Annotated in this window: 28 protein-coding genes and 1 other RNA gene; 13 read left to right on the top strand and 16 right to left on the bottom strand. The window is 65.7% G+C overall.

The genetic code is table 11. From position 1 onward, the window contains the following. Positions 1-176 precede the first annotated feature (176 nt). From dusB to AC1RQC_RS35390, 9 genes are all read left to right on the top strand, one after another. On the top strand, positions 177-1271 hold the full coding sequence (gene dusB, locus AC1RQC_RS35430) for a tRNA dihydrouridine synthase DusB (RefSeq protein ID WP_492376410.1): 1095 nt from the start codon (positions 177-179) through the stop codon (positions 1269-1271). Beyond that, on the top strand, positions 1268-1501 hold the full coding sequence (locus tag AC1RQC_RS35425) for a Fis family transcriptional regulator (protein WP_006156396.1): 234 nt from the start codon (positions 1268-1270) through the stop codon (positions 1499-1501). The genes dusB and AC1RQC_RS35425 overlap by 4 nt, the downstream gene beginning before the upstream one ends. Before the next feature lie 17 nt (positions 1502-1518). After that, on the top strand, positions 1519-3093 hold the full coding sequence (purH, locus tag AC1RQC_RS35420) for a bifunctional phosphoribosylaminoimidazolecarboxamide formyltransferase/IMP cyclohydrolase (RefSeq protein WP_183034453.1): 1575 nt from the start codon (positions 1519-1521) through the stop codon (positions 3091-3093). 422 nt (positions 3094-3515) lie between these two features. Next, a complete protein-coding gene (gene ruvC, locus AC1RQC_RS35415) occupies positions 3516-4061 on the top strand; it encodes a crossover junction endodeoxyribonuclease RuvC (RefSeq protein ID WP_492376855.1) in 546 nt (181 codons plus the stop codon). A 78-nt stretch (positions 4062-4139) separates the two neighbouring features. Next, on the top strand, positions 4140-5327 hold the full coding sequence (locus AC1RQC_RS35410; RefSeq protein WP_492830555.1) for a glycerophosphodiester phosphodiesterase: 1188 nt from the start codon (positions 4140-4142) through the stop codon (positions 5325-5327). Between the two features lie 164 nt (positions 5328-5491). Further along, complete coding sequence (gene ruvA, locus AC1RQC_RS35405) at positions 5492-6073, top strand: Holliday junction branch migration protein RuvA (protein ID WP_150988018.1); 582 nt, start codon at positions 5492-5494, stop codon at positions 6071-6073. A gap of 116 nt (positions 6074-6189) precedes the next feature. Continuing rightward, complete coding sequence (gene ruvB / locus AC1RQC_RS35400) at positions 6190-7245, top strand: Holliday junction branch migration DNA helicase RuvB (RefSeq protein WP_043343714.1); 1056 nt, start codon at positions 6190-6192, stop codon at positions 7243-7245. Positions 7246-7434: 189 nt separating this feature from the next. Beyond that, positions 7435-8019 carry a BPSL1445 family SYLF domain-containing lipoprotein gene (locus tag AC1RQC_RS35395; RefSeq protein WP_492375694.1) on the top strand — a complete coding sequence of 195 codons (585 nt, stop codon included), beginning with the start codon at positions 7435-7437 and terminating at the stop codon, positions 8017-8019. Positions 8020-8147: 128 nt separating this feature from the next. Next, a complete protein-coding gene (locus AC1RQC_RS35390; RefSeq protein ID WP_492375695.1) occupies positions 8148-8873 on the top strand; it encodes a queuosine precursor transporter in 726 nt (241 codons plus the stop codon). A 26-nt stretch (positions 8874-8899) separates the two neighbouring features. Here the strand turns inward: AC1RQC_RS35390 and AC1RQC_RS35385 are convergent, their stop codons facing one another. The 5 genes from AC1RQC_RS35385 to tyrS all read right to left on the bottom strand — a co-directional run bounded on the left by AC1RQC_RS35385 (position 8900) and on the right by tyrS (position 12335). After that, entirely contained in the window at positions 8900-9574 is a 675-nt protein-coding gene (locus AC1RQC_RS35385) for a histidine phosphatase family protein (RefSeq protein ID WP_492375696.1), read from the bottom strand. A gap of 90 nt (positions 9575-9664) precedes the next feature. Next, entirely contained in the window at positions 9665-10324 is a 660-nt protein-coding gene (locus tag AC1RQC_RS35380) for a YbhB/YbcL family Raf kinase inhibitor-like protein (RefSeq protein WP_492830553.1), read from the bottom strand. Positions 10325-10371: 47 nt separating this feature from the next. After that, on the bottom strand, positions 10372-10539 hold the full coding sequence (locus tag AC1RQC_RS35375) for a hypothetical protein (protein WP_492375698.1): 168 nt from the start codon (positions 10537-10539) through the stop codon (positions 10372-10374). A 34-nt stretch (positions 10540-10573) separates the two neighbouring features. Continuing rightward, complete coding sequence (gene dtd / locus AC1RQC_RS35370) at positions 10574-11074, bottom strand: D-aminoacyl-tRNA deacylase (RefSeq protein WP_492813570.1); 501 nt, start codon at positions 11072-11074, stop codon at positions 10574-10576. Positions 11075-11093: 19 nt separating this feature from the next. Next, positions 11094-12335 carry a tyrosine--tRNA ligase gene (gene tyrS / locus AC1RQC_RS35365; protein WP_492813569.1) on the bottom strand — a complete coding sequence of 414 codons (1242 nt, stop codon included), beginning with the start codon at positions 12333-12335 and terminating at the stop codon, positions 11094-11096. 228 nt (positions 12336-12563) lie between these two features. Between tyrS and AC1RQC_RS35360 the strand changes: the two genes are divergently transcribed. Continuing rightward, a complete protein-coding gene (locus AC1RQC_RS35360) occupies positions 12564-13943 on the top strand; it encodes a M23 family metallopeptidase (protein ID WP_043343687.1) in 1380 nt (459 codons plus the stop codon). 19 nt (positions 13944-13962) lie between these two features. Beyond that, the gene (locus AC1RQC_RS35355; RefSeq protein ID WP_492375701.1) at positions 13963-15105 is read left to right on the top strand and encodes an anhydro-N-acetylmuramic acid kinase; all 1143 of its coding nucleotides are present in this window, start codon (positions 13963-13965) and stop codon (positions 15103-15105) included. 16 nt (positions 15106-15121) lie between these two features. On the opposite strand, the gene AC1RQC_RS35350 is transcribed toward AC1RQC_RS35355, so the two are convergent. After that, positions 15122-16036, bottom strand: coding sequence for a LysR substrate-binding domain-containing protein (locus tag AC1RQC_RS35350; protein WP_492375702.1), 915 nt, complete (start codon positions 16034-16036; stop codon positions 15122-15124). 92 nt (positions 16037-16128) lie between these two features. On the opposite strand from AC1RQC_RS35350, the gene AC1RQC_RS35345 reads away from it, so the two are divergent. Further along, positions 16129-16926: a phytanoyl-CoA dioxygenase family protein gene (locus AC1RQC_RS35345; RefSeq protein ID WP_492375703.1), complete on the top strand. Its 798-nt coding sequence runs from the start codon at positions 16129-16131 to the stop codon at positions 16924-16926. A 74-nt stretch (positions 16927-17000) separates the two neighbouring features. Here the strand turns inward: AC1RQC_RS35345 and erpA are convergent, their stop codons facing one another. The 5 genes from erpA to rplM form a co-directional block, all read right to left on the bottom strand. Next, positions 17001-17369, bottom strand: coding sequence for an iron-sulfur cluster insertion protein ErpA (erpA, locus tag AC1RQC_RS35340; protein WP_017225530.1), 369 nt, complete (start codon positions 17367-17369; stop codon positions 17001-17003). Positions 17370-17479: 110 nt separating this feature from the next. Further along, positions 17480-17893: a bactofilin family protein gene (locus tag AC1RQC_RS35335; RefSeq protein WP_174427448.1), complete on the bottom strand. Its 414-nt coding sequence runs from the start codon at positions 17891-17893 to the stop codon at positions 17480-17482. Between the two features lie 34 nt (positions 17894-17927). Further along, on the bottom strand, positions 17928-18677 hold the full coding sequence (locus AC1RQC_RS35330; RefSeq protein ID WP_492886117.1) for a DUF6776 family protein: 750 nt from the start codon (positions 18675-18677) through the stop codon (positions 17928-17930). Positions 18678-18949: 272 nt separating this feature from the next. Next, on the bottom strand, positions 18950-19342 hold the full coding sequence (rpsI, locus tag AC1RQC_RS35325) for a 30S ribosomal protein S9 (protein ID WP_006156414.1): 393 nt from the start codon (positions 19340-19342) through the stop codon (positions 18950-18952). Between the two features lie 11 nt (positions 19343-19353). Continuing rightward, positions 19354-19782, bottom strand: coding sequence for a 50S ribosomal protein L13 (gene rplM / locus AC1RQC_RS35320; protein WP_006156415.1), 429 nt, complete (start codon positions 19780-19782; stop codon positions 19354-19356). Positions 19783-20547: 765 nt separating this feature from the next. Here rplM and AC1RQC_RS35315 point away from each other — a divergent pair. Further along, positions 20548-20970 carry an OsmC family protein gene (locus tag AC1RQC_RS35315; protein ID WP_150987978.1) on the top strand — a complete coding sequence of 141 codons (423 nt, stop codon included), beginning with the start codon at positions 20548-20550 and terminating at the stop codon, positions 20968-20970. Positions 20971-21052: 82 nt separating this feature from the next. Here AC1RQC_RS35315 and rnpB read toward each other — a convergent pair. From rnpB to AC1RQC_RS35290, 5 genes are all read right to left on the bottom strand, one after another. Continuing rightward, positions 21053-21394: RNase P RNA component class A (gene rnpB / locus AC1RQC_RS35310), an RNA gene on the bottom strand. Positions 21395-21437: 43 nt separating this feature from the next. Further along, the gene (locus tag AC1RQC_RS35305; RefSeq protein WP_492830551.1) at positions 21438-22304 is read right to left on the bottom strand and encodes a DUF3025 domain-containing protein; all 867 of its coding nucleotides are present in this window, start codon (positions 22302-22304) and stop codon (positions 21438-21440) included. A 14-nt stretch (positions 22305-22318) separates the two neighbouring features. Beyond that, positions 22319-23353, bottom strand: coding sequence for a dihydroorotase (gene pyrC, locus AC1RQC_RS35300; protein WP_492813567.1), 1035 nt, complete (start codon positions 23351-23353; stop codon positions 22319-22321). Between the two features lie 46 nt (positions 23354-23399). Beyond that, the gene (locus AC1RQC_RS35295) at positions 23400-24740 is read right to left on the bottom strand and encodes a glycerate kinase type-2 family protein (RefSeq protein ID WP_492375707.1); all 1341 of its coding nucleotides are present in this window, start codon (positions 24738-24740) and stop codon (positions 23400-23402) included. Continuing rightward, positions 24737-25825: a tartrate dehydrogenase gene (locus AC1RQC_RS35290; RefSeq protein WP_492375708.1), complete on the bottom strand. Its 1089-nt coding sequence runs from the start codon at positions 25823-25825 to the stop codon at positions 24737-24739. Before AC1RQC_RS35290 ends, AC1RQC_RS35295 begins: the two co-directional genes overlap by 4 nt. Positions 25826-25901 lie beyond the last annotated feature (76 nt).

Raw genomic sequence — 25901 nt, 5'->3', positions numbered from 1 at the left:
TATTTGCTCAAATCTTGAGCAACCCGGGGCGTTTGGCGGTAAAATCCTGCCCTCACACATGCCCACTGAATGACGCCGAGCACTGTTTCGGCAGGGCATGCCATTTTCATTTTTGTCTAGTTGCGGGCCGCCTTGCGGCCCCTCGTCAGTCGCTACAGTCGCTACCAGTCTCTATCGTGCAAATCGGACCGCACCAACTCCGCAACAACCTGTTCGTCGCGCCCATGGCCGGTGTGACGGACCGGCCATTCCGCCAGCTGTGCAAACGGCTGGGGGCGGGCTATGCGGTGTCCGAAATGGTCGCCTCCAACGCACAGTTGTGGAAGAGCGAAAAGACCATGCGGCGCGCCAACCACACGGGCGAAGTCGAGCCCATCGCGGTGCAGATCGCCGGCGCCGAGCCGGCCATGATGGCGCAGGCCGCGCGCCACAACGTGGAGCGCGGCGCGCAGATCATCGACATCAACATGGGCTGCCCGGCCAAGAAGGTGTGCAATGTGGCCGCCGGCTCGGCGCTGCTGCAAAACGAGCCGCTGGTGGTGCGCATCGTCCAGGCGGTGGTCGCCGCCGTGGCCGAGGTCGATCCGCGCGTGCCCGTCACGCTCAAGATCCGTACCGGCTGGGACCGCCAGAACCGCAATGCGCTTCGCATCGCGCGCATGGTGGAAGACGCCGGCATCAGCATGCTCACCGTGCACGGGCGCACGCGCGCCGACCTGTACAAGGGCGAAGCCGAGTACGAGACCATTGCCGCGGTCAAGGCAGCGCTCTCCATCCCCGTGGTCGCCAATGGCGACGTCACCACGCCGCAAAAAGCCAAGCATGTGCTGGCCGTGACCGGCGCCGACGCCATCATGATCGGCCGCGCGGCGCAGGGCCGGCCCTGGCTGTTCCGCGAGATCGAGCACTACCTGGCCACCGGTGAGCTGCTGCCGTCACCGGAAGTGGCCGAGATCCGCGCCATCATGAACGCGCACCTGGAAGACCACTACGACTTCTACGGCGAGTTCACCGGCGTGCGCACCGCGCGCAAGCACATTGCCTGGTACACGCGCGGCCTGGCCGGCGCCAACCTGTTCCGCCACCGCATGAACACGCTGGACAGCACCACGGCCCAGCTCGCCGCGGTCAACGAATTCTTCGATGAGCAGGCGCTGCTGTCCGAGCGCCTGGTCTATGTGGAAGACGGCGCGGACGGCACGGATGACGCCGACGACGAGAAATGCAACAAGTCGAACAACAACAATAACGGGGAGTTGCTTGCCGCATGAGCCGCAACGCTATCGACCAGTGCATCCGGGACAGCCTGGGTGCCTACTTTCGCGACCTGGACGGTGAAGAGCCGTCGAATATGTACAACATGGTGCTCGAAGCCGTGGAACGGCCGCTGCTGGAAGCAGTGATGGCGCGCGCCGAGCGCAACCAGTCGCTCGCGGCCGCCTACCTGGGCATCAATCGCAATACGCTGCGCAAGAAGTTGCAGCAGCACGGTTTACTTTGAAGCGTCTCCCCATAGCCATGATCAAGCAAGCCCTCCTCTCCGTATCCGACAAGACCGGCATCGTCGAATTTGCCCGCGAGCTCAACTCGCTCGGCGTCGCGCTGCTCTCCACCGGCGGCACCGCCAAGCTGCTGGCCGATGCCGGCCTGCCCGTCACCGAGGTGGCCGACTACACCGGTTTCCCCGAAATGCTCGACGGCCGCGTCAAGACCCTGCACCCGAAGGTGCACGGCGGCATCCTGGCCCGCCGCGACCTGCCCGAGCACATGGCGGCTCTCGCCGAGCACAACATCCCCACCATCGACCTGCTGGTCGTGAACCTGTACCCGTTCCAGCAAACCGTGGCCAAGGATGACTGCTCCCTGCCGGACGCCATCGAGAACATCGACATCGGCGGCCCCACCATGCTGCGCTCGGCCGCCAAGAACCACCGCGACGTCACCGTCATCGTGGACCCGGCCGACTACGCGCCGGTGCTGGAAGAAATGCGCGCCAACGCCAACAGCGTCGGCTACGACACCAACTTCCGCCTGGCCACCAAGGTGTTCGCCCACACCGCGCAGTACGACGGCGCCATCACCAACTACCTGACCAGCCTCGGCGCGGACAAGGCGCACCAGACCCGCAGCGCCTACCCGCAGACGCTGAACCTGGCCTTCGAGAAGGTGCAGGAAATGCGCTATGGCGAGAACCCGCACCAGTCAGCCGCCTTCTACCGCGACCTGAAAGCCTCCGACGGCGCGCTGGCCAACTACACGCAGTTGCAAGGCAAGGAACTGTCGTACAACAACATCGCCGACGCCGATGCGGCATGGGAATGCGTCAAGACCTTCGGCGCTGCCACCGGCGCGGCCTGCGTGATCATCAAGCACGCCAACCCGTGCGGCGTGGCAATCGGCGCCAATGCGCTGGAAGCCTACGAAAAAGCCCTCAAGACCGACTCGACCTCGGCCTTCGGCGGCATCATCGCCTTCAACGTCGAGCTGGACGAAGCCGCCGCCCAAGCCGTGGCCAAGCAGTTCGTCGAAGTGCTGATCGCCCCGTCGTTCAGCGCCGGCGCGCGCGCCGTGTTTGCTGCCAAGCAGAACGTGCGCCTGCTGGAAATCCCGCTGGGCAACGGCCTCAACCCGTATGACTTCAAGCGCGTCGGCGGCGGCCTGCTGGTGCAAGGCCCCGACGCCAGGAACGTGCAGCGGGACGAACTGCGCGTGGTGACCAAGCGCCAGCCCACGCCCAAGGAAATGGACGACCTGATGTTCGCCTGGCGCGTGGCCAAGTTCGTCAAGTCGAACGCCATCGTGTTCTGTGGCGGCGGCATGACGCTAGGCGTCGGCGCCGGCCAGATGAGCCGCGTGGACTCGGCCCGCATCGCCAGCATCAAGGCGCAGAACGCCGGCCTCACGCTGGCGGGCTCGGCCGTGGCATCGGACGCCTTCTTCCCGTTCCGCGACGGCCTGGACGTAGTGGTGGACGCAGGTGCCACCTGCGTCATCCAGCCGGGCGGCTCGATGCGCGACGACGAAGTGATCGCCGCGGCCGACGAGCGCAATATCGCAATGGTGTTGACCGGCGTGCGCCACTTCCGCCATTGAGGTCCGGGCCTGGTCCGTGCGGTTGCAGCGGGCTTGGCAAACGAACTCATCGCGGCATCGCGAGCGCCCGCCCTCTCCCCCGGCCCCTCTCCCGCAGGCGGGAGAGGGGAGCCAACCAGCGGACAAGGTGAAGGATTCGGTGTAGCCGTGATTCCCGCCCGAGGGGCGGAAATCACCCAAGCGCGATGCGAAGCGAGCCGTGAAGGTGTGCCAAGGCCGTATGGGGCGCCTTCTTTGCCTACTTTCTTGGCAAGACAAGAAAGTAGGTCTCCGCCCCGCAGGGGTGGTGAAACTGCAGTTGCAATTGCAGTTGCTTTTGACTTCAGGCCGTTGCAATCGAAGTAGCAGTAGCAGTAACAGTCGCCCCTCCCCTCCCAACGTTACAATCCCCCATCACCCATTAAAAGCCGAGCCCGACCCCCATGCGTATCCTCGGCATCGACCCCGGCCTCCGTACCACCGGCTTCGGCGTGCTGGAAAAGCACGGCAACAAGCTAACCTACATCGCCTCCGGCACCATCAAGAGCGACGGCGACAGCGGCCTGCCGGCAAGGCTGAAAACCCTCTTCGACGGCATCAGCGAAGTCACCCGCACCTACACGCCCGATTGCGCTGCAATCGAGAAGGTATTCGTCAACGTCAACCCGCAATCCACGCTGTTGCTGGGCCAAGCCCGCGGCGCGGCGATCTGCGGGCTGGTCACGCATGGCCTGCCGGTGTTCGAGTACACGGCACTTCAGTTGAAGGTGGCGGTGGTCGGCTACGGCCGCGCCAACAAGGAGCAGGTGCAGGAAATGGTGATGCGCCTGTTGAGCCTGACGGGACGCCCCAGTTCCGATGCGGCGGACGCCCTGGGCATGGCAATCTGCCATGCCAATGGCAGCAACACGCTCACCGCCCTGACCGGGCTGGCCCCGGACCTGGTGCGCAAGGGCATGCGGGTACGGCGTGGGCGCCTGATCGGCTGAGCGAGCCCAGGCGGCCAGGCAGCCGCTTGCACCTTCAAGTCTCTTACAATCGAGCGATCGCCCGTCAAAGGATGCCGCATGCTCCGCTCGCCTCGCGCGTTCCGCGCCTTGAATCCGCCTCGCTCCGCTCGCCTGCCGGCGCTGTTGTCCGCGCTGGCCGCCGCGGTTCTCGCCGGCTGCGCCGCGCCGCCGCCCGTGGCCACTGTCCCGGCAGCCCCGGCCCCGGCCCCAGCCCCGGCCGTGCCCAAGGCGCTGGTGATCGGGCATCGCGGCGCTAGCGCGCTGCGCCCTGAACACACGCTGGCGTCCTACCAACGCGCCATCGACGACGGTGCCGACGTGGTGGAACCAGACCTGGTGATGACGCGCGACGGCGTACTGGTGGCCCGGCACGAGAACGAGATCGGCACCACGACCAACGTGGCGGAGCTGCCCCAGTTCGCCAGCCGCAAGCGCATCAAGGTAATCGACGGCGAACGCCTGGATGGCTGGTTCACCGAAGACTTCACGCTGGCCGAGCTCAAGACGCTGCGCGCGCGCGAGCGTATTGCGCAGGTGCGCAAGGCCAATACCCAGTACAACGACAAGTTCGAGATTCCCACCTTCGACGAAATCATCGATCTGGTGGCCAAGGCATCGCAACGCAGCGGCCGCGTGATCGGCCTGTACCCGGAAACCAAGCACCCGAGCTATTTCCGCGGCATTGGCCTGCCGCTGGAGGAGAAGCTGGTGGCCACGCTGCAAGCCCATGCGTACACGCGCAGCGCGCCGGTGTTCGTGCAGTCCTTCGAGACCGGCAACTTGCGCGAGATGCGCCAGCGCCTGGCCCAGGGCATGCCGAATGTGAAGCTGATCCAATTGATGGGCGGCGCGAAGAACCGGCCTGCCGACTGGCGCCTGGCTGGCGACACCCGCACCTACGCCGACATGATGACGCCGATCGGCTTGCGCGAAGTGGCCAGCTACGCCAACGGCATCGGCCCGGAGAAGTCCAGCGTGGTGCCCCGCGACGCCAACGGCAACCTCGGCACGCCGACCGCGCTGGTGCGCAACGCGCATGCGGCAGGCTTGCTGGTTCATCCCTATACTTTCCGTCCCGAGAACACCTTCCTGCCGCGCAACCTGCGCACCGGCGGCGACGATGCCACGCGCAGCCCCAGCGGCATGGTGCGCGAGGTGCAAGCCTTCCTCGCCGCCGGCATCGACGGCTTTTTCACCGACGATCCCGCGCTGGGACGCCAGGCGGTGGACACGCTGGGCCAATAGCAGATAGCAGATAGCCAATAGCTAATGCAGCCCGGCCGCGCCGGTACGCCGCACGCTGGGCTACACTGGCGGCCTTCGCGATGGCGGGCCTTTTCCCCGCGCTGGCCGCCGCACTCCCTTCCCATCCCGGCGCGCGCGCCGTAATTCGCTGCAGACACTACACCATGATCGGACGCATCGCCGGCACCCTCATCGAGAAGAATCCCCCGCACCTGCTGGTCGATTGCCACGGCGTCGGCTACGAGATTGACGTGCCGATGAGCACCTTCTACAACCTGCCCGCCGTCGGCCATCCCGTCACCCTGCTGACCCAGCAGATCGTGCGCGAGGACGCGCACCTGCTGTACGGCTTTGGCAGCGCCACCGAGCGCAACACCTTCCGCGAGCTGATCAAGATCACCGGCATCGGCGCGCGCATGGCGCTGGCGGTGCTATCCGGCATGTCGGTCAGCGAACTAGCGCAGGCCATCACGCTGCAGGAAGCCGGACGGCTGACGCGCGTGCCGGGCATCGGCAAGAAGACCGCCGAGCGCCTGCTGCTCGAACTCAAAGGCAAGCTGGGCGCCGAGCTTGGGGCAGCACCCGGCAGCACGCCGGTGCACGACAACGCCGTCGACATCCTCAACGCGCTGCTTGCGCTCGGCTACTCGGAGAAAGAGGCGGCGCTGGCGATCAAGCAGGTGCCCGCAGGCACCGGCGTGTCCGACGGCATCAAGATGGCGCTGAAATCGCTATCCAAGGGTTGACCCGGCCGGGCCAAGGAGGCTCCCGGCGCTGAGCCTGCGCGGCCGGCGCAGGGCTCGCGCGTCCGGCGCCATGCCCGGAAGGGCTACAATCCAACCACTTTGCCCGCATCCGTAACATGATCGAAACCGACAAGCTAGCCACCGAGCGGGGCGCCGATCGCGTGATCGCCCCCACCGCCGTCTCCCCCAACGAGGAGGCCTTCGAGCGGGCGCTGCGTCCCAAGCTGCTCGACGAATATGTCGGCCAGGAAAAAGTGCGCGGCCAGCTCGACATCTTCATGCACGCCGCGCGCAACCGGCGCGAAGCGCTCGATCACGTGCTGCTGTTCGGGCCGCCGGGGCTGGGCAAGACCACGCTGGCGCACATCATCGCTCGCGAAATGGGCGTCAACCTGCGCCAGACCTCCGGCCCGGTGCTGGAACGCCCGGGCGACCTGGCGGCGCTGCTGACCAACCTGGAAGCCAACGACGTCCTGTTCATCGACGAAATCCACAGGCTGTCCCCGGTCGTCGAGGAAATCCTGTACCCGGCGCTCGAGGATTACCAGATCGACATCATGATCGGCGAAGGCCCGGCCGCACGCTCGGTCAAGCTGGACCTGCAACCTTTCACGCTGGTCGGCGCCACTACCCGCGCGGGCATGCTGACCAACCCGCTGCGCGACCGCTTCGGCATCGTGGCGCGGCTGGAGTTCTACACCGCCGAGGAGCTGTCGCGCATCGTCACGCGCTCCGCCCAGCTGCTGGGTGCCCGCATCGACCCGCTGGGCGCGCTGGAAATCGCACGCCGCGCGCGCGGCACGCCACGGATCGCCAACCGGCTGCTGCGCCGCGTGCGCGACTTCGCGGAAGTCAAAGGAGACGGAAACATCACTCGCACTATCGCGGACGCCGCCCTCGCCATGCTCGACGTGGACGCGGTCGGCTTCGACCTGATGGACCGCAAGCTGCTGGAAGCGATCCTGCTCAAGTTCAGCGGCGGCCCGGTGGGCGTGGATAACCTGGCCGCTGCCATCGGCGAGGAGCGCGACACCATCGAGGACGTGCTCGAGCCCTTCCTGATCCAGCAGGGCTACCTGCAGCGCACGCCGCGGGGCCGCATGGCCACGGCCGCCGCCTACCGGCACTTCGGGCTGGCGGCGCCCGGCGAGAGCGATTCGGCCCCGGCCTGAGCGGCATCGAAACCCGCACATCGAAACCCGCATTAAGTAGTTTCGAGGCCCGCAGACAATTCTTTTGTCGTGCATTGCTGGCTGCTTCCTCCTTGTCCACAATGACTTAGCCCCGACCGCCAAGGCAAGGCGACAACTGACGGCAGATGCCCGACGGCCGGCTAACTGATCCCAGACAGGAGAGAGCACATGAATCGACGCCACTTTGTCAGCCGGCTGGCGGGCTCGGGCCTGGTCGTGGCCACCGCGTTCGCGGCTGGCTGCACCACCACCGGCACCAATGCGCCAACCGACGCGGCGGCCAAGAAGAAAGAGATCGACGCGGGTGCCGACGGGGCACTCAACCGGCTGTTCGCGACGGTCGACAGCTCGCGCGAGCTGGCCTCACGCGCCCAGGGCATCCTCGTGTTCCCGCGAGTGCTGTCGGCAGGGCTGGTGGTCGGCGGCGAATACGGCGAGGGCGTGCTGCGCTCCAAGGGCGCCTCGGTGAGCTATTACCGCACCACCTCGGCCTCGGTCGGCGCGACCGCCGGCGGCCAGTCCAAATCGGTGGTGCTGATGTTCATGACGCCCGATGCCTACAACAAGTTCGTCAACAGCAGCGGCTGGACGGTCGGTGCGGATGCCGGCGTGGCGCTAGCCAAGGTCGGTGCCAACGGCAAACTCGATACGATCACCGGGCAGCAGCCTGTGATCGGCTTCGTGCAGACCAATGCCGGGCTGATGTTCGATGTGTCGCTGGACGGCTCCAAGATCAGCAAGCTGAACATCTAGCCGCAGCCCGCGCAGGCAGCCCTGGCCCGGGGCGACCCGGCCAGGGCACGCGCTCGTCTACAGTGTGGCGGGGCAAGGTGGCGGCGCGGCTGGCATAATCGCCCAAAAATCGCCCCTGGAACACCCCGATGACCATGTCAAGCGCCACGCCCGCCCACAGCGGGCGCGTCTATCGTTACTACGATCTCGTGATGGTGGCTTTCGTCACGGTCCTGCTGTGCTCCAACCTGATCGGCGCGGCCAAGGCGGCCCAGGTCACGCTGCCGGTGATCGGTCCGGTGACCTTCGGCGCGGGCGTGCTGTTCTTCCCGATTTCGTACATTTTTGGGGACGTGCTGACCGAGGTCTACGGCTACGGGCGCGATCGCCGCGTGGTCTGGGCCGGATTCGCGGCGCTGGCGTTCGCCACCTTCATGAGCCTGGTGGTGCTGAAGATGCCGGTGGCGCCCTTCATGAGCGATTACCAAAAGAGCCTGGAAGACGTCTTCGGCAATACCTGGCGCATCGCGCTGGGCTCGCTGATCGCGTTCTGCTGCGGCAGCTTCACCAACAGCTATGTGCTGGCCAAGATGAAGCTGTGGACCAACGGCCGCTGGCTGTGGACCCGCACCATCGGCTCCACGCTGGCCGGCGAGCTGGTCGATTCCTCGCTGTTCTACGTGATCGCCTTCTACGGCATCTGGCCGCTGGAGAAAGTGATCCAGGTCGCCATTGCCCAGTACTTCCTCAAGACCACGTGGGAAGTGGTGATGACGCCGGTCACCTACAAGGTGGTGAACTTCCTCAAGCGCGCCGAGCGCGAAGACTACTACGACCGCAATACCGATTTCACGCCCTTCCGCCTGCGGGTGTAAGACGCGCCTGGCGCAGCCAGCGCGGCTCAGGGCACCCTGCGGTCGACTTCGTCGAGGGTGAGCGCTTCCAGGTGGCCCACGTCCGCCCATTGCATGACCGTGAGCCGCACGCTGTCGCAGCGCAGCCGGTTGATGCTGGCATTGAGCAATTCGTGCCGGCGCGGCGCCTCCAGCGTCATGTCATTGGCTTCGCGGTACAGGCAGTCCAGCACGCCGCCGTGGGCCACCAGGGCAATGCGCTCGCCGGGATGGCGGCGCCCGAGCGCCAGCGCGGCTTCCACCGCGCGCTCATGAAACGCCAGCAAGGACTCGCCGCCATCGGGCGCGTAGTCGGGAACCCGCGCTTGCCACCTGGCGAAATCCTCGGGCAGCTGCTCGGCCACTTCCGCGTAGGTCATGCCTTCGAGCGAGCCGTAGCAGCGCTCGCGCAAGCGGGGATCGGGCTGCACCGCCAGGCCGAGCGCCTCGGCCAGCGGCGCCGCCGTCTGCATCGCGCGCGACAGGTCGCTGGCGTAGACCGCATCGATCGGCTCGACCGCCAGCGCCTGGGCCAGGGCATCCGCCTGCGCCACGCCGGTGGCGTTGAGCGGAATGTCGAGCTGGCCTTGCAGGCGCCGCTCGCGGTTCCATGCTGTCTCGCCGTGGCGGATCAGGATCAGGTGGGTGAAGGCCAGCGAATGCGGCCCGGGCAATTGCGACATGCCGTTTCCTTTAGGCGATCTTGGCGGCGCTACGCTGTGCTGTCATGGCGCCCCCGGGCGCGCAGCGCTTGCGCGCCGCGCGGCCCGTGCTTACTTCGCCGGCTGGCCGGCGAGATTCGGGTTGAGGGTATAGGTGCCGGTGTAGGCAGCCTGCGCCAGCACATGGCCCTGGATGGCCTCGCGCACCTGGGCGCCGGTGAAGGTGCCCTCTAGCGGCAGGCGGTCCAGGTCGAGCGCATAGACGGTGAACACGTAGTGGTGCACCAGGCTGTCGTTCCACGGCGGGCAAGGGCCGTCGTAACCGTAGTAGTCGCCCTTCATGTCCGGGTCGCCGGCGAACCAGCCGGTGTAGTCGTTCAGGCCGTGGCGCAGCCCACCTGCCGCGGCCGTGCCGCCGGTGGCCTCGGGGCCCGGCTTGCCACGCGCGATCACGCCATCGCTGTGGGTGCCCGCGGAGATGGTGCGCAGCCCCATCGGAATATCCACCAGCACCCAGTGAAAGAAGTCCACGCGCGGCAGCGAAGCGGGCACTTCGCGGCCTTCCTGGTTGACGTCGTCACCACGGCTGGGCACATCCGGATCGTGGCAGATCAGCACGAAGGAACGCGTCTCGGCCGGGGCCTCGTCCCAGTGCAGGTCGGGATTGCGGTTGCTCGACAGCGTCACGTGGGTGGCGGGGTCGATCGCACCGAAAGCGAACTCGATCGGAATCGGCCCGTTGTCGCTGAATGCCTTGCTCCAGAGCTTCATGTTTCTCTCCTTGCTGGGTTGCGCCGCGCACTGCGCGGCATGCGGGATCAGGCCAAGGCCGGTCCCGGCGGTGACGTGCGGCGGCGGTAGCTGAGCTGCAGCAGGCCGTCGTCGAAGGCGCGGTGCGCCGCCAGTTGCCAGTCCACGCTGCCATCCGGCGAAGCGATCATGCCGTCGAGGCTGGTGGCGATGTAGAGGGTGACTGTCTGGGTCATGTCCTGGGTCATGTCCGGTCAGGCCGTCGCCGCATCAGCGGCTGGCCTGGGCTGGCTGGGAGTGGGCGGACGGCGCGGCCGGCGGCACGCGCAGCCAGAAGGTGACCGGACCGTCGTTGACCAGGCTGACTTGCATCATGGCGCCGAACTCGCCGGTCTGCACCTCGCCGTGCGCGGCGCGCGCACGCGCCACGAAATGGTTGTACAGGCGTTCGCCATCGGCGGGCGCCGCGGCCGGGGTGAAACTGGGCCGCGTGCCACTGTTGGTATCGGCGGCCAGCGTGAACTGCGACACCACCAGCAGGCCACCGCGCGTGCCGCGGCCATCGATGTCCTGCACGGGCAGGTTCATCTTGCCGGCCTCATCGGAGAACACACGGTAGGCCAGCAGCTTGGCGAGCAGGCGTTCGGCCTGCGCTTCGGCGTCGCCGCGCTCGGCGCAGACCAGCGCCAGCAGCCCGGCGCCGATCTCCCCGGTGGTGCGGCCATCGACAGTGACGCGGGCCTGGGCGACCCGCTGGATCAACGCAATCATGAGCCGTTCCTGCCCGGCCTCAAGCCAGCGTCACGCGTGCGAAGCGGCGCTTGCCCACCTGCACGACGTAGCTGCCGGCCTCGACCTTCAGCCCCTTGTCGCTGATGATGGTACCGTCGATCTTGACGCCGCCCTGTTCGATATTGCGGTTGGCTTCCGACGTGGACGGCACCAGATTGGCCTGCTTGAGCAACTGGCCGATGCCCAGCGGTGCGCCGGAAAGGCTGACCTCGGGGATTTCGTCGGGCACGCCGCCGCGCGCGCGGTGGTTGAAATCCTCGAGCGCGCGGTCGGCATCGGCCGCGCTGTGGAAGCGCGTGACGATCTCCTGGCCAAGCATCACCTTGCAGTCGCGCGGATTACGGCCCAGCGAGATCTCCTGCTTCATCAGGTCGATCTCGCTCATGGGGCGGAACGACAGCAGCTCGTAGTACTTCCACATCAAGTCATCCGAGATGCTCATCAGCTTGCCGAACATCTCGCTCGGGGCTTCGGTCACGCCGATGTAGTTGCCCTTGGACTTGGACATCTTCTCCACGCCATCCAGGCCCACCAGCAGCGGCATGGTCAGGATGCACTGCTGCTCCTGGCCGTATTCCTTCTGCAGCTCCCGGCCCACCAGCAGGTTGAACTTCTGGTCGGTGCCGCCCAGTTCCAGGTCGGCCTTGAGCGCGACGGAGTCGTAGCCCTGCATGAGCGGGTAAAGGAACTCATGCACCGAAATCGGAATCCCAGTGCGGAAGCGTTTGGTGAAGTCGTCGCGCTCCATCATCCGCGCCACGGTGTACTTGGCCGCCAGCTGGATCATGCCGCGCGCGCCCAGCGGATCGCACCACTCGCTGTTGTAGCGGATCTCGGTCTTGGCCGGATCCAGTACCAGGCTCGCCTGGCTGTAGTAGGTCTGGGCGTTGGCCTCGATCTGCTCGCGCGTGAGCGGAGGACGGGTGGCGTTGCGCCCGGACGGATCGCCGATGGTGGAGGTGAAATCGCCGATCAGGAAGATGACCTGGTGGCCCAGGTCTTGCAACTGACGCATCTTGTTGAGCACCACCGTGTGGCCGATATGGATATCGGGCGCGGTCGGGTCCAGCCCCAGCTTGATGCGCAGCGGCACACCGGTGGCCTCGCTGCGCGCGAGCTTGGCCAGCCATTCGGATTCGACCAGCAGTTCGTCGCAACCGCGCTTGGACACCTCCAGGGCGTGCATCACGGTGGGCGTGAGGGGGTAGGAAGTGGCAGCGCCGGAGGAAACTTCAGTCATGACGTAAGTCTTTGAAAAACATGAGAATTCAGACCGCGGCACAAAACGGCTTGCGGCCGGTTTTGGTATAATCCGCGCTTCTTGTGCAAACGGGATTGTTCCCGTGGGCCAACCGCCATTCTAGGCGGCAAACCAATATGGCAGGCGCCGCCCCTCCGGGGAGGAAGGCAGACGAGGCAAAAAATCGTCGCGGCAACGCAGCCCGAAACAAAGAGTGAATTTTACGTGATGTGGTCCAGACTCCGCGAAGTTTTCGCGCGGGAGCTGGTGGTTCTGGTCGATCCTACCAATGCCCTGCACGCCCGTCGGCGCAAGCAGTTGACAGCGGCGGTGGGTACGGTGTTCACGCTGGGCATGGCAGCCGCCATGGGCGTGGCCCCCCGTAGCGCCTTCGACGACCCCCAGGCTCCGCGTGTCCGGGAGGCGATACGCCTGCCCGATCTACGCACACAACTCGAACAGCTTACCGAAACCGACGCCACCTTTGTGCGCGAAGAGCGCATGCAGCGCGGCGACACCATTGCCAGCCTGCTCAAGCGGCTCGGTGTGGACGACCCCGATGCGCAGGCCTTTATCCGCCGCAACACCACCGCGCGCGGCCTGTTCGACCTCAATCCCGGCCAGACGGTGCAGGCCGAGGTTGACGAGAACAACCTGCTGGTGTCGCTGCAAGCCAATCTCGGTGGTGACGCAAACGCCTCCCGCGAACTGGTGATCGAACGCGCGGGCGACCCTGCCGATCCGGTCTACAAGGCCCGCGTGCAGTCGGTGAAGAACGAGCTGCACTATGAGATGCTGTCCGGCGCCATTGCCTCGGGTGGCTTCTTCAAGGCCATGGACGCGGCCAATGTGCCCGACGAGATCGTCCAGCAGATGCTATCGATCTTCTCCGGCGTGATCGATTTCCACCATGACATCACCAGCGGAGACCGCTTCCGCATCGTCTACGAAGCGGGCTTCCGCGACGGTGCGTTCGTGCGCAACGGGCGCGTGATGGCGGTCGAGCTGATCAACCACAACCAGTTGCACCAGGCGCTCTGGTACGCACCGGAAGGCAGCAAGCAGGGCGCATACTACACCTTTGACGGGCGCAGCATGAAGCGGCCGTTCCTGCGCTCGCCGGTGGAGTTCTCGCGCGTGTCGTCGGGCTTTGGCGGGCGCGACCATCCGCTGCACCACCACTGGGCGCAGCACAAGGGCGTGGACTTTGCCGCACCTACGGGCACCAAGGTGATGGCCACCGGCGACGGCGAAGTCGAGTTTGTCGGTCAGCAGAACGGCTACGGCAACATCGTCATCCTCAAGCACCATAGCGGCTACTCCACCTACTACGCGCACCTGTCCGGCTTTGCCACGATGAAGCGCGGGCAGCATGTGTCGCAAGGCGAGGTCATTGGCTACGTCGGCCAGACCGGCTGGGCCACCGGCCCGCACCTGCACTACGAGTTCCGCGTCAACGATGTGCCGCTGAACCCGCTGGCCATCGCCGCGCTCGACACGCCCGCTCTGTCCGGCCCGGCGCGCCAGCAGTTCCTGAGCTATACCAGCGAGATGCTCAGCCGCATCAACGCGCTGCGTACCTACAACGTGGCTTCGGCCAGCAATTGATCCATCGAGCCTGCCCAGCATGCCAACTTCGTCCCCAGACTGCTTTATCGGCATCATGTCCGGCACCAGCATGGACGGCGCGGACGGCGTGCTGGTCGATTTCTCGGGGCCACGGCCCACGGTGCTGGCGGCGGCCTTCCAGTCCTTCCCGGCCGAACTGCGCGACGCGTTCAGCGCGCTGCAGCAGCCCGGCGATGATGAAATCCACCGCGAGGCGCTGGCCGCCAATGGGCTGGCGCGCGTCTATGCGGCTTGCGTGGCAACCCTGCTGCGCAATGCCGGGCTGGCGCCGGAGGCCATCGCGGCAATCGGTGCGCACGGCCAGACCGTGCGCCATCGGCCCGGCTTGTACGACGGCATCGGCTATACCCGCCAGAGCCAGCAACCCGCGCTGCTGGCAGAGTTGACGGGCATCGACGTGGTGGCGGATTTCCGCAGCCGCGACGTGGCGGCCGGCGGCCAGGGCGCACCCTTGGTACCGGCGGTGCACCAGGCGCTGTTCGGCGACGCCGCCCAGACACGGGTGGCCTGCAATATCGGCGGAATCTCCAATATCAGCGTGCTGCCCGCCGCCAGCGAAGGCGGCGCGGCGCGGCCGGTCACCGGCTTCGACTGCGGCCCGGGCAACGTGCTGCTCGACTACTGGATCGACCGGCATCACGGCCTGGCCTACGACGCCGACGGCGCCTGGGGCGCCAGCGGCAAGGTCGACCAGGCGCTGCTGGCGCGCCTGCTGGCCGAGCCTTATTTCAGCGTGGCCCCGCCCAAGAGCACGGGCCGCGACCTGTTCCATCCTGCTTGGCTGGAAAATCATCTTTCCCAGCACGGCACGGCACTCGATCCCGCCGACGTGCAGGCCACGCTGGCCGCGCTGAGCGCCGAAGCCATCGCCCGCGATGTCAAGCAGCACGCGCCCGACGCGGCGCGGCTGATTGTGTGCGGCGGCGGCGCCCGCAACCGCCTGGTGATGGCGTTGCTGGCGCAGGCGCTGCCCGCTGTCACGGTGCAAAGCTCGGACGAACTGGGCGTTCCGGTATCACAGGTGGAGGGCATCGCTTTTGCGTGGCTGGCGCGGCAGATGCTGCACGGGGCGCCGGGCAATGTGCCTACCGTCACTGGCGCGGCCGGCCCGCGTGTCTTGGGCGCGCTCTACCCTCGATAGCCACACCTCGCCACCCTCACGCCGGCTCGGCGTGGCCTGCCTCGCAAACCCACTGGATAAACGCTTGCGCGACGGGCGAAGGCCGCATGGCTGGCGAACGCGCCAGCACCACGCGCTGCGGCGCCACGGCCTCGCGCAGCGGCAAGCAAACGATGGGCTGCCCGTCATAGCTGTGGTCGCCCGCGGGGCGCGTGCATGACAGCGCCACGCCATAGCCGTGCGCCACCAGGCCGCGCTGCATCTCGAAGGTCTGCGTGTACTGGTGCAGTTGCGGGCGCAAGCCGTGCGCCCAGAACAGCGAGAGGAAGTACTCACGTGTTTGCGCAATATCCTCCAGGATCAGCCGTTCGCCAGCAAGGTCTTTCAGACTTACGCTTTGCTGGGCGGCCAGCGCATGGCCGGGGTGCAGCAGCGCGTAAGGCGCAAGCCGGGCAAGTATCCAGCGCGCAATGCGCTGGTCGAAGCCGAGATCGTAGGTCAGCGCCAGTTCCGCCTTGCCGGCAGCGAGCGTGCGATGCACCGTGGCCAGGTCGGCCTCGAACAGCGTCACGGCAACATGCGGATGCAGCCGCCGGAAGCCGGCCAGCAGCCGCGGTGCGTAGTAAGCGCCAAGATCCTGGAAGCACGTCAGCGACAGTTGCCCGCTAAGGCCGCGCGCCTGTGCCTGGTCCACGCCATCGGTTGCCAGGCCGGCGGCCAGCGCCAGGATGTCGCGGGCGCGGCCCAGCAGGCGCTGGCCAGCCGGCGTCAGCTCCAGACCGCGGCTGACCTGGCGGCGAAACAGGGTCTCGCCTAGCGTTTCCTCAAGCTGCGCCACGGCCTGCGACACGGAAGGCTGCGATACGTGGCGCGCACGGGCAGCCGCGCTGATGCTGCCGTGCTCGGCGGCCGCGACAAAATACTCGAGCTGGCGGAAGGAGAATCCAATCATGATTTCCTATACTACAGCATAGGAAATATATTCTTTTCCTATTGCCATGCTGCCCCGATACTCGTCCCAAGCCAGCCATCCACGGGACCCTCATGCACATCACCGCAACCGAAATCGAGACCTACCAGCGCGACGGCGCCCTGGTGTTGCGCGGCGCCTTCACTCATTGGGTGACGCCGCTGCGCGAAGGATTCGAGCAGAATCTCGCGAAGCCGGGCCCTTTTGCCATCGAGAACGTCGGCAGCGGTGAGCGCGGCCGCTTTTTCGAGGATTACTGCAACTGGGAGCGCATCCAGCCGTTCGCCGACTTCATCCGGCGCTCACCGGCCGCAGCCATCGCCGGCCACATCATGCAGGCCGAGGCCGTCCAGGTGTTCCACGAGCACATCCTGGTCAAGGAACCGGGCACGGCAAAGCCCACACCGTGGCACCAGGACCTGCCCTACTACTGCGTGGATGGCCTGCAGACCGCGAGCTACTGGATCCCACTGGACCCTGTCACCACCGCCAATACCTTGCGCGTGGTGCTGGGCTCGCACCGCTGGCCCAAACTGGTCAGGCCCAAGCGCTGGGCCAGCAATGAGAATTTCTATGCTGGCAGCGACCGCTTCATGGAGATGCCGGACGTGGACGACGGCAGCCACACAATCCTGATACCGGAGCTGGAGCCGGGCGATGCCGTGGTGTTCGACTTCCGCACGGTACATGGTGCCGCGGGCAATACCGGCACGGGACGCCGCCGCGCCTTCTCGGCACGCTTCCTGGGCGACGACGTGCGCTACCTGGAGCGGCCTGGCCGCACCTCGCCGCCCTTCCCCGGAATCGGCCTGGCCAGCGGCGAGCGGATGCGCGAGGACTGGTTCCCGGTGGTCTGGCGCCGGGACGCATAAATAAAAAAGCGCACCAAAGTGCGCTTTTTTATTGCCGCGAGAACCTGTCGGAAGCCGCGGCGCCCTTGCGAGCCTTATACTGAGAACGAAGAGCCGCAACCGCAGGTGGTGCTTGCGTTGGGGTTCTTGATCACGAACTGTGCGCCGTTGATGTCTTCCTTGTAATCGATCTCGGCGCCCACCAGATACTGGTAGCTCATCGAATCGATCAACAGCGTGACGCCATTCTTGTCCAGCGTGGTGTCGTCCTCGTTCACCTCTTCGTCGAAGGTGAAGCCATACTGGAAGCCGGAACAGCCGCCGCCCTGCACGAACACGCGCAGTTTCAGATCGGCATTGCCCTCTTCCTCGATCAACTGCTTGACCTTGTCGGCAGCGCTGTCAGTAAAGACGAACGGGGCCGGCATGTCCTCGGTAACGGGTGCCTCTGCGACTGCGTTCATGGGGTTCTCCTATGTAGATACGCCTGTATTTTAAGCGCTCCGGGAAGATCGTGCCGAAACCCCGTGAATTCAAGGGGTTCTGTTGATGCAACCAGGCCACGGGTGCCGTATCAGGCGGATTCTTGCGTGCCGGATGCCAGAACCAGGTTGGGCAGCGCCTTGGGTTGCGCATTGCCGAGCGGCACGAGACGGCCCTCCACCAATGCCCCCTGGTGCATTTCCAGCGCGGCGTAGTGCACCTCGCCCTGCACGCGGGCGTGCGGTTGCAGCTCCAGCAGCTCGGTCGCGTGCACAGGCCCGGTGACCGTGCCGTTGAGAATCAGGTGCCCGACCCGGACTTCGCCCTCGACCACGCCTTTTTCGCTGATGACCAGCATGCTCGCCTGGTCGGCAGCCGCCGTCACGTTGCCGCGTACCCGGCCATCCAGGCGCAGGCCACCCGAAAACGTCAGGTCGCCCTGGATCACGCTGTGCTGGCCAATCAGGGTATCGATCGACAAGCCCTTCTTTTTGGAAAACAACATAGGTCCCTTTTTTCGTTGCTGGCCCAGCGCACCCTCACGGCATGGCCGTCTGGGTCGCGCGCAACTGACCGTTTTGCAAAATTCGTACCGTGACCGCCCGCACTGTGGCGCCGGCAGGCAGCGCAAAGGCACTTTCGATCCGCTGGTAGTGCGTGACCTGCAGGCCAGGCAACGAACCGGCGCCATTTTCCGGCAGGCTCAGGGTGACCGGCTTGCCATCCCGCAACAGCGAAACGACCAACTGTAACTCACCGCGGAACTCCGGCAAGGATGAAAAAGCCTTGGATCCACCCTGCATTATCAGCAATCGATAGTGCATCTTCAGTGGGTCGGCTTCATCAAGACCCACGCGAAAACTCCGCACATGGATGCCGGACGTATTGCCGCTGGCCGGGAGCAGGCCCTCGAAAAATGCCAGGTCTTCCTTGAGTTGAGCGACCTCGCCTTCCGCCGTCTTCAACTGCCCGGCCAGCGCCTCCTGGGCGCTGCGGGCCATCTGCAACTGCGCCTCGGCGGTGTTGGCCACCGCCTGCAAGCGCTCGTGCTGAGCCGTCATCTCCGCCACCTGCTCGCGCAGCGCCTTGTTTTCCGCCGTCATATCCGGCGCACCCGTCAGCCGCCGGCCAGCGTCGTACGCCCAACGCGCGGCGACCACCACCACCACGAGCACGACGACGAGCGCCGCGGCGGCGCCCAGCACGCGCAGCGGCCACGGCAGATGCGAACGCACCGCCAGGCTCCCGGATAGCGAGCCCCGGCGCGGGCGCAGCACGCGATACTTCATGCGCCGCGGGCTCGCGGCACCGTCAGGCGGGCGCGGTGCAGGTCGGCAGGCCATCGCATCCAATGCATCATGGTCGGGTTCTCCGGACGGCAAGAGCAGGGATTGTATCCGGGGAGATGCAAAGTATTTGTAAAACGTGGTGATAGCCTGCCGTTGCGCGGCATTGCACACGCCTTCACCGGCGCTAGCGGCGAAAAAAAAAACCGCACGGCGAACCGTGCGGTTTTTTCTGAACGGCCAGATCCGGTTGAACCGGACCCGCCGAACACACATTAACGCTTCGAGAATTGCTTCCGACGACGCGCCTTGTGGAAACCGACCTTCTTACGTTCCACTTCACGCGCATCGCGCGTGACGAAACCGGCCTTGGACAGCGACGGCTTCAGGGTGGCATCGTAGTCGATCAGTGCACGGGTAATGCCGTGGCGCACTGCGCCGGCTTGACCCGTTTCACCGCCGCCAGTGACGTTGACCTTGATGTCGAAGGTCTGTGCGTTGGCAGTCAGTTCGAGCGGCTGGCGCACGATCATCAGCGAGGTTTCGCGAGCGAAATACTCATTGATGGGCTTGCCATTGACGATGATATCGCCCTTGCCCGACTTGATGAAGACCCGAGCCACTGCGCTCTTGCGGCGGCCAGTACCGTAATTCCAATTTCCGATCATGGATGGCCCCCTTAGATTTCCAGCGCTTTAGGCTGCTGCGCTTCATGCGGATGCTCGGCTTCGGCGTAAACCTTCAGCTTCTTGATCATCGCATAGCCCAGCGGGCCCTTCGGCAACATGCCCTTCACAGCTTTTTCCAGGGCACGGCCCGGGAAACGTTGCTGCATCTTACCGAACGTCGTTTCGTAAATGCCGCCCGGGTAACCCGAGTGACGATAGTACTTCTTGTCGGTTTCTTTGGTACCCGTGACACGCAGCTTGCCTGCGTTGACGATGATGATGTAATCACCCGTGTCGACGTGCGGAGTAAATTCCGGCTTGTGCTTGCCGCGCAGTCGGCGTGCCACTTCGCTGGCAACACGGCCGAGGACTTTGTCCGTCGCGTCAATCACGTACCAGTCGCGCTTAACCTCTGCAGGCTTTGCGGAAAAGGTCTTCATGATTTTTCCTGAGACTTGTAGAACCTGCCCGAAACATTGACTTTACGTCGTCGGCCGACCCTTAGGATCTGACCTTCCTGCTTGTATGTGCAGGCTCTCCCTGAATTCCTTCCCGCGGGCATGACGGAAAAGCCTACGAGTATACTGCGGACTGAGGCCGGAGCGCAAGGAAAGTTAGGGAAGAACGCCAAGATGGTGCCGCTCCGTGCGCTGCTCGCCATCCGGAATGGCAGCAAACAGCATAAAAGCAAGCCATGAAGCACTTCACAGCAGGATGTGCATCCGGCCTGGCTGGCGCAGAATAAAAAAAACCCAAGCTATTGAGCTTGGGTTTGAATCCACCAAAGGAGGAGGGTGGAGGAGACACCGGGAGATCGACGGGGCTGGATCGTGGTGCGGGCCGGCGAATGTGGCTGAAACCATCCGATTCGCTTTCGCACTCTGCGCCGTGTTGTGCGCCGTCGTTCAATGATTCAAATTATACATGAGCACTCTCCCAGCGCAAGGAAATTTGCAGTGCGAAATGTTGTTCCGCATTGTGAAAAACCATCAAGAGGCATAGGGAGATTTTTTATATAATAAAATCAACAACTTAATGATTGATCATGTTGTCACAGCACTGTCATCTTAGAAGAAAGCTTCAGTTTTCGGGAAAAATGTCGAGTTACGGCGCTTCTAGCTAAGTGGCCTATACTCAAAAAGCAAGCTTTGAAATCGCGTGTTCATGATCGAATACGCACTCACTAGAACGCAGGATCGAACAAAATGGAATGCAAAGTAACTTGGATGGGCACCGACGGCATGAGCTTCGTGGCCGAGACGGGCAGCGGCCATATCGTGGCGATGGACGGTGCGCCCGAGGGCGGCGGCCACAACCTTGCCCCGCGTCCGATGGAAATGGTTCTGCTGGGTACCGGCGGCTGCACCGCCTATGACGTGGTGCTGATCCTGAAGAAGAGCCGGCAGGATGTGCGCGGCTGCAGCGTGAAGCTGCAAGCGGAGCGCGCCAGCGAAGACCCGAAGGTGTTCACCAAGATCAACTTCCATTTCACGGTGAGCGGGCGCAACCTGAACCCCGGCGCGGTCGAGCGTGCCATCCACCTGTCGCACGACAAGTATTGCTCGGCCTCCATCATGCTGGCCAAGACGGCGGAAATCACGCACACGATGGAAATTGTAGAGGTGTAGGCGCCTGGCGCCTGCCCAGCCCCGGGGGAGCCGGCGGTGGCGCGCCCAATTGGGATGGGTGCGCGCCACGCTAAAGAATCAGAAGCAAAGCAGGCCGATAAGCCGGATTCTGTGCGCGCCGGCTTCCTTGCGGTTGCCGGCACGTGACAATCATTCCTCTAGGCCGGTCGTTACCGACCGGCTCAAGCTCCCTACCCGCAGGCTCAGCGGGCCGCCTCAATGCCTGCCTATTTGGGATTGCTCCAGGTGGAGGTTACCGCGTTTCACCCTTCCCATCGGGCGAACCCGATGGCAAGACTCGTCTCTGTGGCCCTATTCCGCACGTTGCCGTGGATGGCTATTAGCCAACACCCTGCCCTATGGAGTCCGGACTTTCCTCCCCTTGCACCACGAGGGTGCAAGCAGCGATTGTCTGGCCTGCTTTGCGGCCCGCAGTCTAACACCGTTTGGCCACGAACCGGCCACCCTCATGCGGCCTGCGCGCGGCGCCCGCGACGGAACACCGTGGTATCCGCGTAGTAGGCCGGATCGCGATTGGCTTCGCACCAGCCGGGAATGCCCAGCACCGGCAACGGCGCAAAGCGGCCGCTGTGCAGCTCGGCCGCTTCCAACGAGGCGCACACGGAATCGTCGAGCGAGCCGGGGAGCGCGGCGCCTGCAGCCGGCGGGACGGCCAGCGGCCATGCATGCGCGGTCAGGGCCTTATAGGGCCGCACCAGCTTCTCCAGCAAGGCGTGGCCGAAGGGCACCACGCTGCAGCGGGCGGTGCTGTCACGGCTGCCGGCATGCTCGCTACCGTCCCAGACATCCCGCCGCGCCACGAACAGGTGCTCCCAGCCGAAACCGCGCAAAACGAACTCCAGGCCACTGTCGGCACTCAGGAACAGAATGGCGTTCTCGTCGAACAAGGTCGCGGCATCGCGCAGGCTGCCACGGCGGCCCTGCACGCCCGCCACCGCGATAGCGTGGGCCTGCAGCCGGTTCAGCACGCGTTTGGAACGGGGAAAATGCAGCCAGATGAGCGCATTGAAGAAATCGTGCAAGTTGTCGCGCGTCGGCACGGCGCCGGTGGCGTAAATATGTGCCTCGTAGGCCGTGCCGGCGGGCAATTCGGCTTGCGCAACGAAACGCAGCGGCACACCGCGGGCGTTGCGCAGCGCGCGCTGCGTGGCCACTTCGCTGAGGACGGCGCGCAGGTCGGCGCCGCCTCGCAACGCGCTGCCCAGCGCCGAGCCGATGGTGGCGAACGGCCGGAACCACGGCTGTGCCCAGTCGATCTGCGCCACCGCCGCAGCCAGCGCCAGCCGGACCTGGCTTTCTGCTTGCACTTGCACTTCGCCAGTGCGGCTTAGCGGGCCTTCCAATGCAGCGTCTCGCCGCCGCGCAGCGGCACCAGCGTGGTGTCGCCATAGGGCAGTTCGGCTGGCAGTTCCCACGCCTCGCGGACCAGGGTGAGCGTGCCGCTATTTCGCGGCAGGCTGTAGAACGCCGGGCCGTTGAAGCTGGCGAAGGCTTCCAGCTTGTCCAGGGCACCGGCGGCTTCGAAGGCCTCGGCGTAGAGCTCCATGGCGTGCAGCCCGGTATAGCAGCCGGCGCAGCCGCAGGCATGTTCCTTCAGCCCGCGCGCGTGCGGCGCGCTGTCTGTGCCGAGGAAGAAGCGCTCGCTGCCGGACACGGCCGCGGCCACCAGGGCTTCGCGGTGGGTCTCGCGTTTGAGCACCGGCAGGCAGTAATAGTGCGGGCGGATGCCGCCGGTGAAGATGGCGTTGCGGTTGTACAGCAGGTGATGCGCAGTGATGGTGGCGGCGACGGGGCCTTCCGCGTCGCGCACGTACTCGGCCGCATCCTTGGTGGTGATGTGCTCGAACACCACCTTGAGCGCCGGGAAATCGCGGCGCAGCGGCGTCATGACCTTGTCGATGAAGACGGCTTCGCGGTCGAAGATGTCGATCGCCGGATCGGTCACTTCGCCGTGCACCAGCAGCGGCAGGCCCACGCGCTGCATGGCTTCCAGCGCTGCCGCGCAGTGACGCAGGTCGGTCACGCCGGCATCGCTGTTGGTGGTGGCACCGGCCGGATACAGCTTCACCCCGTGCACGAAGCCGCTGGCCTTGGCAGCGACGATCTCCTCGGCGGTAGTCTTGTCGGTCAGGTACAGCGTCATCAGCGGCTCGAACGCCATGCCCGCCGGCAGCGCGGCCAGGATGCGGTCGCGGTAGGCCGCGGCCTGCGCCACCGTGGTCACGGGCGGCTTCAGGTTGGGCATGATGATGGCGCGGGCGAACTGGCGGGCGGTATCCGGCAGGACGGCGGCGAGGGCCGTACCGTCGCGCAGGTGCAGGTGCCAGTCGTCCGGGCGGGTAATGGTGAGAGTCTGGGTCATGGCTTTCGGGGGCCGGCCGGCAGTCGCGGCTGGCGCTTATCAGGGATTACAGAATCAGGATGGCGCGGTAGTCATTCACATTGGTCCGCGTGGGGCCCGTCACCACGAGGTCGCCGGCGGCTTCGAAGAAACCCCAGGCATCATGCGCATCGAGCCGGGCGCGCGCCGGTGCACCGGCAGCCTGCGCACGCGCGAGCGTGGACGGGTCCAGCAACGCGCCGGCATTATCCTCGGAGCCGTCGATGCCGTCGGTGTCCGCCGCGATGGCGTACACATTATCAACGCCATCCAGCTCCAGGGCGAGCGACAGCAGGAATTCCGAGCACCGTCCGCCACGGGGCTTTCCAGCCGCCCCGCCACCGCCCTGCGGCAACGTGACGGTGCACTCACCACCGGAAATCAGCACCACGGGCACCGCGAATGGCGCATTGTACGCGCGTATCTCGCGCACCAGCGCCGCGTAGACCCGGGCAACTTCCTGCGCCTCGCCAGTCACCGTGTCGCCCAGCACCACCGGCTGGATGCCGCGCGCGCGGAAGTGATCCGCTGCCGCCATCAGGCTGCCGTGGGCGGTAGCAATCACACGATTCTCAACCCGCGCGAACAGCGGATCGCCAGGCTTGGGCGTTTCCGCCACTTCGCCGCGCGCACCGCGCTCCAGGTAAGCCTGCACCACGGGCGGGACCACCGCACCGTAGCGGCGCAGGACCGCCAGGGCATCGGCGTAGGTACTGGCATCGGGCACGGTGGGGCCGGAGGCGATGGCACTGGGGTCATCCCCGGCCACGTCCGACACGATCAGCGTGGTCACCGGCGCGCGGCAAGCCTGGGCGAGGTGCCCACCCTGGATGCGCGACAGGTGCTTGCGCACGATATTCATGTCCGTGATGGGAGCGCCGCAGCGCAGCAGCTCCTGCGTGGTGGCCTTGAGGTCCGCCATGCCGATGCCCTCGGCCGGCAGCGACAGCAGGCTGGAGCCGCCGCCGGACACCAGCACGATCAGCCGGTCATCCGGCCCGAGCTCGCCCGCCCGCGCCAGGATCTCGGCCGCGGCGCGCTCGCCGGCCTCGTCCGGCACCGGGTGGCCGGCCTCTATCACGCGCACGTGTTCGGTCGGCAGGCCGTGGGCGTAGCGCGTCACCACCAGCCCGTCGAGCTGCACCGCGCTGTTCTGGCTGGCATATGCCCGCTCCACGGCCAGCGCCATCGAGGCCGCAGCCTTGCCGGCGCCTACCACCAGGGTACGCCCGCCAGCCTGGGGCGACGGCAGGTGGTCCGCCACGATGCGCAGCGGATCCGCTGCCGCCACCGCGGCATGGAAGCTATCGAGCAGCAGGGCACGCGCGTCGGCCGCGGCGACCGGCAAAGGTTGGGCGGTCGTGCTCACAGCGCTTGCGCGATGGCCTGGCCCAGGTCGGCCGTGCCAGCCTTGCCGCCAATGTCGCGGGTCAGCGGGGCATGCTCCGGCCCGGCCGACAGCACCTTCTCGATGGCGCCCAGCACGGCCGCGCCGGCTTCCGGCTGGCCCAGATGTTCCAACATCATGGCGCCACACCAGATCTGGCCGATCGGGTTGGCCACACCGCGCCCTGCGATGTCCGGCGCAGAGCCATGCACCGGCTCGAACAGGCTGGGGAAGGTGCGGTCGGGGTTGATATTGCCCGAGGGCGCGATGCCGATGGTGCCGGTACAGGCCGGCCCCAGGTCGGACAGGATGTCGCCGAACAGGTTGCTGGCGACCACCACGTCGAACCAGTCCGGATGCTGGACGAAGTGCGCGGTGAGGATGTCGATGTGGTACTTGTCAACCTTCACGCCGGGGTAGTGGGTAGCCATGGCCTCCACCCGCTCGTCCCAGTACGGCATGGTGATGGAGATGCCGTTGGACTTGGTAGCCGAGGTCAGATGCCTGGCCGGACGCTTTTGCGCCAACTCGAAGGCGAACTTGAGGATGCGGTCCACGCCCGTGCGCGTCATCACCGTTTCCTGGATCACCACCTCGCGCTCGGTGCCGGGGAACATGCGCCCGCCGATGCTGGAGTACTCGCCCTCGGTGTTCTCGCGCACTACGTAGAAATCGATGTCGCCCGGCTTGCGCGCATTGCCGTCGCGGTCCACCAGCGGGCTGCGGATACCGGGCATCAGCCGCACCGGGCGCAGGTTGACGTATTGGTCAAAGGAGCGCCGGAACTGCAGCAGCGAGCCCCACAGCGAGACATGGTCGGGCACGGCGTCCGGCCAGCCCACCGCGCCGAAGTAGATGGCGTCGTACTTGACCAGGGTGTCGAACCAGTCGTCCGGCAGCATCTTGCCGTGGCGGGCGTAGTAGTCGCAGCTGGAGAAGTCGAAGTGATCGAACTGCATGTCGATGCCGAACCGGCGCGCGGCGGCGTCCATTACGCGCAGGCCCTCAGGCATCACTTCAGTGCCGATGCCATCGCCGGGGATGACTGCGATCTTGTATTTGCTCATGTCTCGAGGGCCCGCTGAATGGTATTGAAATCGGGGAAAAACGCGCTGCGCTTGGCAGATAACCCGGGCAGGCCGG

It is taken from the genome of Cupriavidus sp. GW822-FHT03E04 (assembly GCF_058801495.1).
Note: the sequence above shows the minus strand (reverse complement) of the source record. Positions and strands in the feature narration are given on the sequence as shown.

Coding starts and splice junctions, on each gene's coding strand:
- AC1RQC_RS35425 (WP_006156396.1), top strand. CDS start 1,268: ATGAGCCGCAACGCTATCGACCAGTGCATCCGGGACAGCCTGGGTGCC.
- AC1RQC_RS35360 (WP_043343687.1), top strand. CDS start 12,564: ATGTGGTCCAGACTCCGCGAAGTTTTCGCGCGGGAGCTGGTGGTTCTG.
- AC1RQC_RS35375 (WP_492375698.1), bottom strand. CDS start 10,539: ATGACCCAGACAGTCACCCTCTACATCGCCACCAGCCTCGACGGCATG.
- ruvB (WP_043343714.1), top strand. CDS start 6,190: ATGATCGAAACCGACAAGCTAGCCACCGAGCGGGGCGCCGATCGCGTG.
- ruvC (WP_492376855.1), top strand. CDS start 3,516: ATGCGTATCCTCGGCATCGACCCCGGCCTCCGTACCACCGGCTTCGGC.
- AC1RQC_RS35335 (WP_174427448.1), bottom strand. CDS start 17,893: ATGTTGTTTTCCAAAAAGAAGGGCTTGTCGATCGATACCCTGATTGGC.
- AC1RQC_RS35385 (WP_492375696.1), bottom strand. CDS start 9,574: ATGTCGCAATTGCCCGGGCCGCATTCGCTGGCCTTCACCCACCTGATC.
- AC1RQC_RS35390 (WP_492375695.1), top strand. CDS start 8,148: ATGACCATGTCAAGCGCCACGCCCGCCCACAGCGGGCGCGTCTATCGT.
- AC1RQC_RS35350 (WP_492375702.1), bottom strand. CDS start 16,036: ATGATTGGATTCTCCTTCCGCCAGCTCGAGTATTTTGTCGCGGCCGCC.
- rplM (WP_006156415.1), bottom strand. CDS start 19,782: ATGAAGACCTTTTCCGCAAAGCCTGCAGAGGTTAAGCGCGACTGGTAC.
- AC1RQC_RS35380 (WP_492830553.1), bottom strand. CDS start 10,324: ATGAAGCTCTGGAGCAAGGCATTCAGCGACAACGGGCCGATTCCGATC.
- rpsI (WP_006156414.1), bottom strand. CDS start 19,342: ATGATCGGAAATTGGAATTACGGTACTGGCCGCCGCAAGAGCGCAGTG.
- AC1RQC_RS35290 (WP_492375708.1), bottom strand. CDS start 25,825: ATGAGCAAATACAAGATCGCAGTCATCCCCGGCGATGGCATCGGCACT.
- erpA (WP_017225530.1), bottom strand. CDS start 17,369: ATGAACGCAGTCGCAGAGGCACCCGTTACCGAGGACATGCCGGCCCCG.
- AC1RQC_RS35330 (WP_492886117.1), bottom strand. CDS start 18,677: ATGAAGTATCGCGTGCTGCGCCCGCGCCGGGGCTCGCTATCCGGGAGC.
- AC1RQC_RS35410 (WP_492830555.1), top strand. CDS start 4,140: ATGCTCCGCTCGCCTCGCGCGTTCCGCGCCTTGAATCCGCCTCGCTCC.
- purH (WP_183034453.1), top strand. CDS start 1,519: ATGATCAAGCAAGCCCTCCTCTCCGTATCCGACAAGACCGGCATCGTC.
- dtd (WP_492813570.1), bottom strand. CDS start 11,074: ATGATTGCGTTGATCCAGCGGGTCGCCCAGGCCCGCGTCACTGTCGAT.
- AC1RQC_RS35355 (WP_492375701.1), top strand. CDS start 13,963: ATGCCAACTTCGTCCCCAGACTGCTTTATCGGCATCATGTCCGGCACC.
- AC1RQC_RS35395 (WP_492375694.1), top strand. CDS start 7,435: ATGAATCGACGCCACTTTGTCAGCCGGCTGGCGGGCTCGGGCCTGGTC.
- AC1RQC_RS35315 (WP_150987978.1), top strand. CDS start 20,548: ATGGAATGCAAAGTAACTTGGATGGGCACCGACGGCATGAGCTTCGTG.
- ruvA (WP_150988018.1), top strand. CDS start 5,492: ATGATCGGACGCATCGCCGGCACCCTCATCGAGAAGAATCCCCCGCAC.
- tyrS (WP_492813569.1), bottom strand. CDS start 12,335: ATGACTGAAGTTTCCTCCGGCGCTGCCACTTCCTACCCCCTCACGCCC.
- pyrC (WP_492813567.1), bottom strand. CDS start 23,353: ATGACCCAGACTCTCACCATTACCCGCCCGGACGACTGGCACCTGCAC.
- AC1RQC_RS35345 (WP_492375703.1), top strand. CDS start 16,129: ATGCACATCACCGCAACCGAAATCGAGACCTACCAGCGCGACGGCGCC.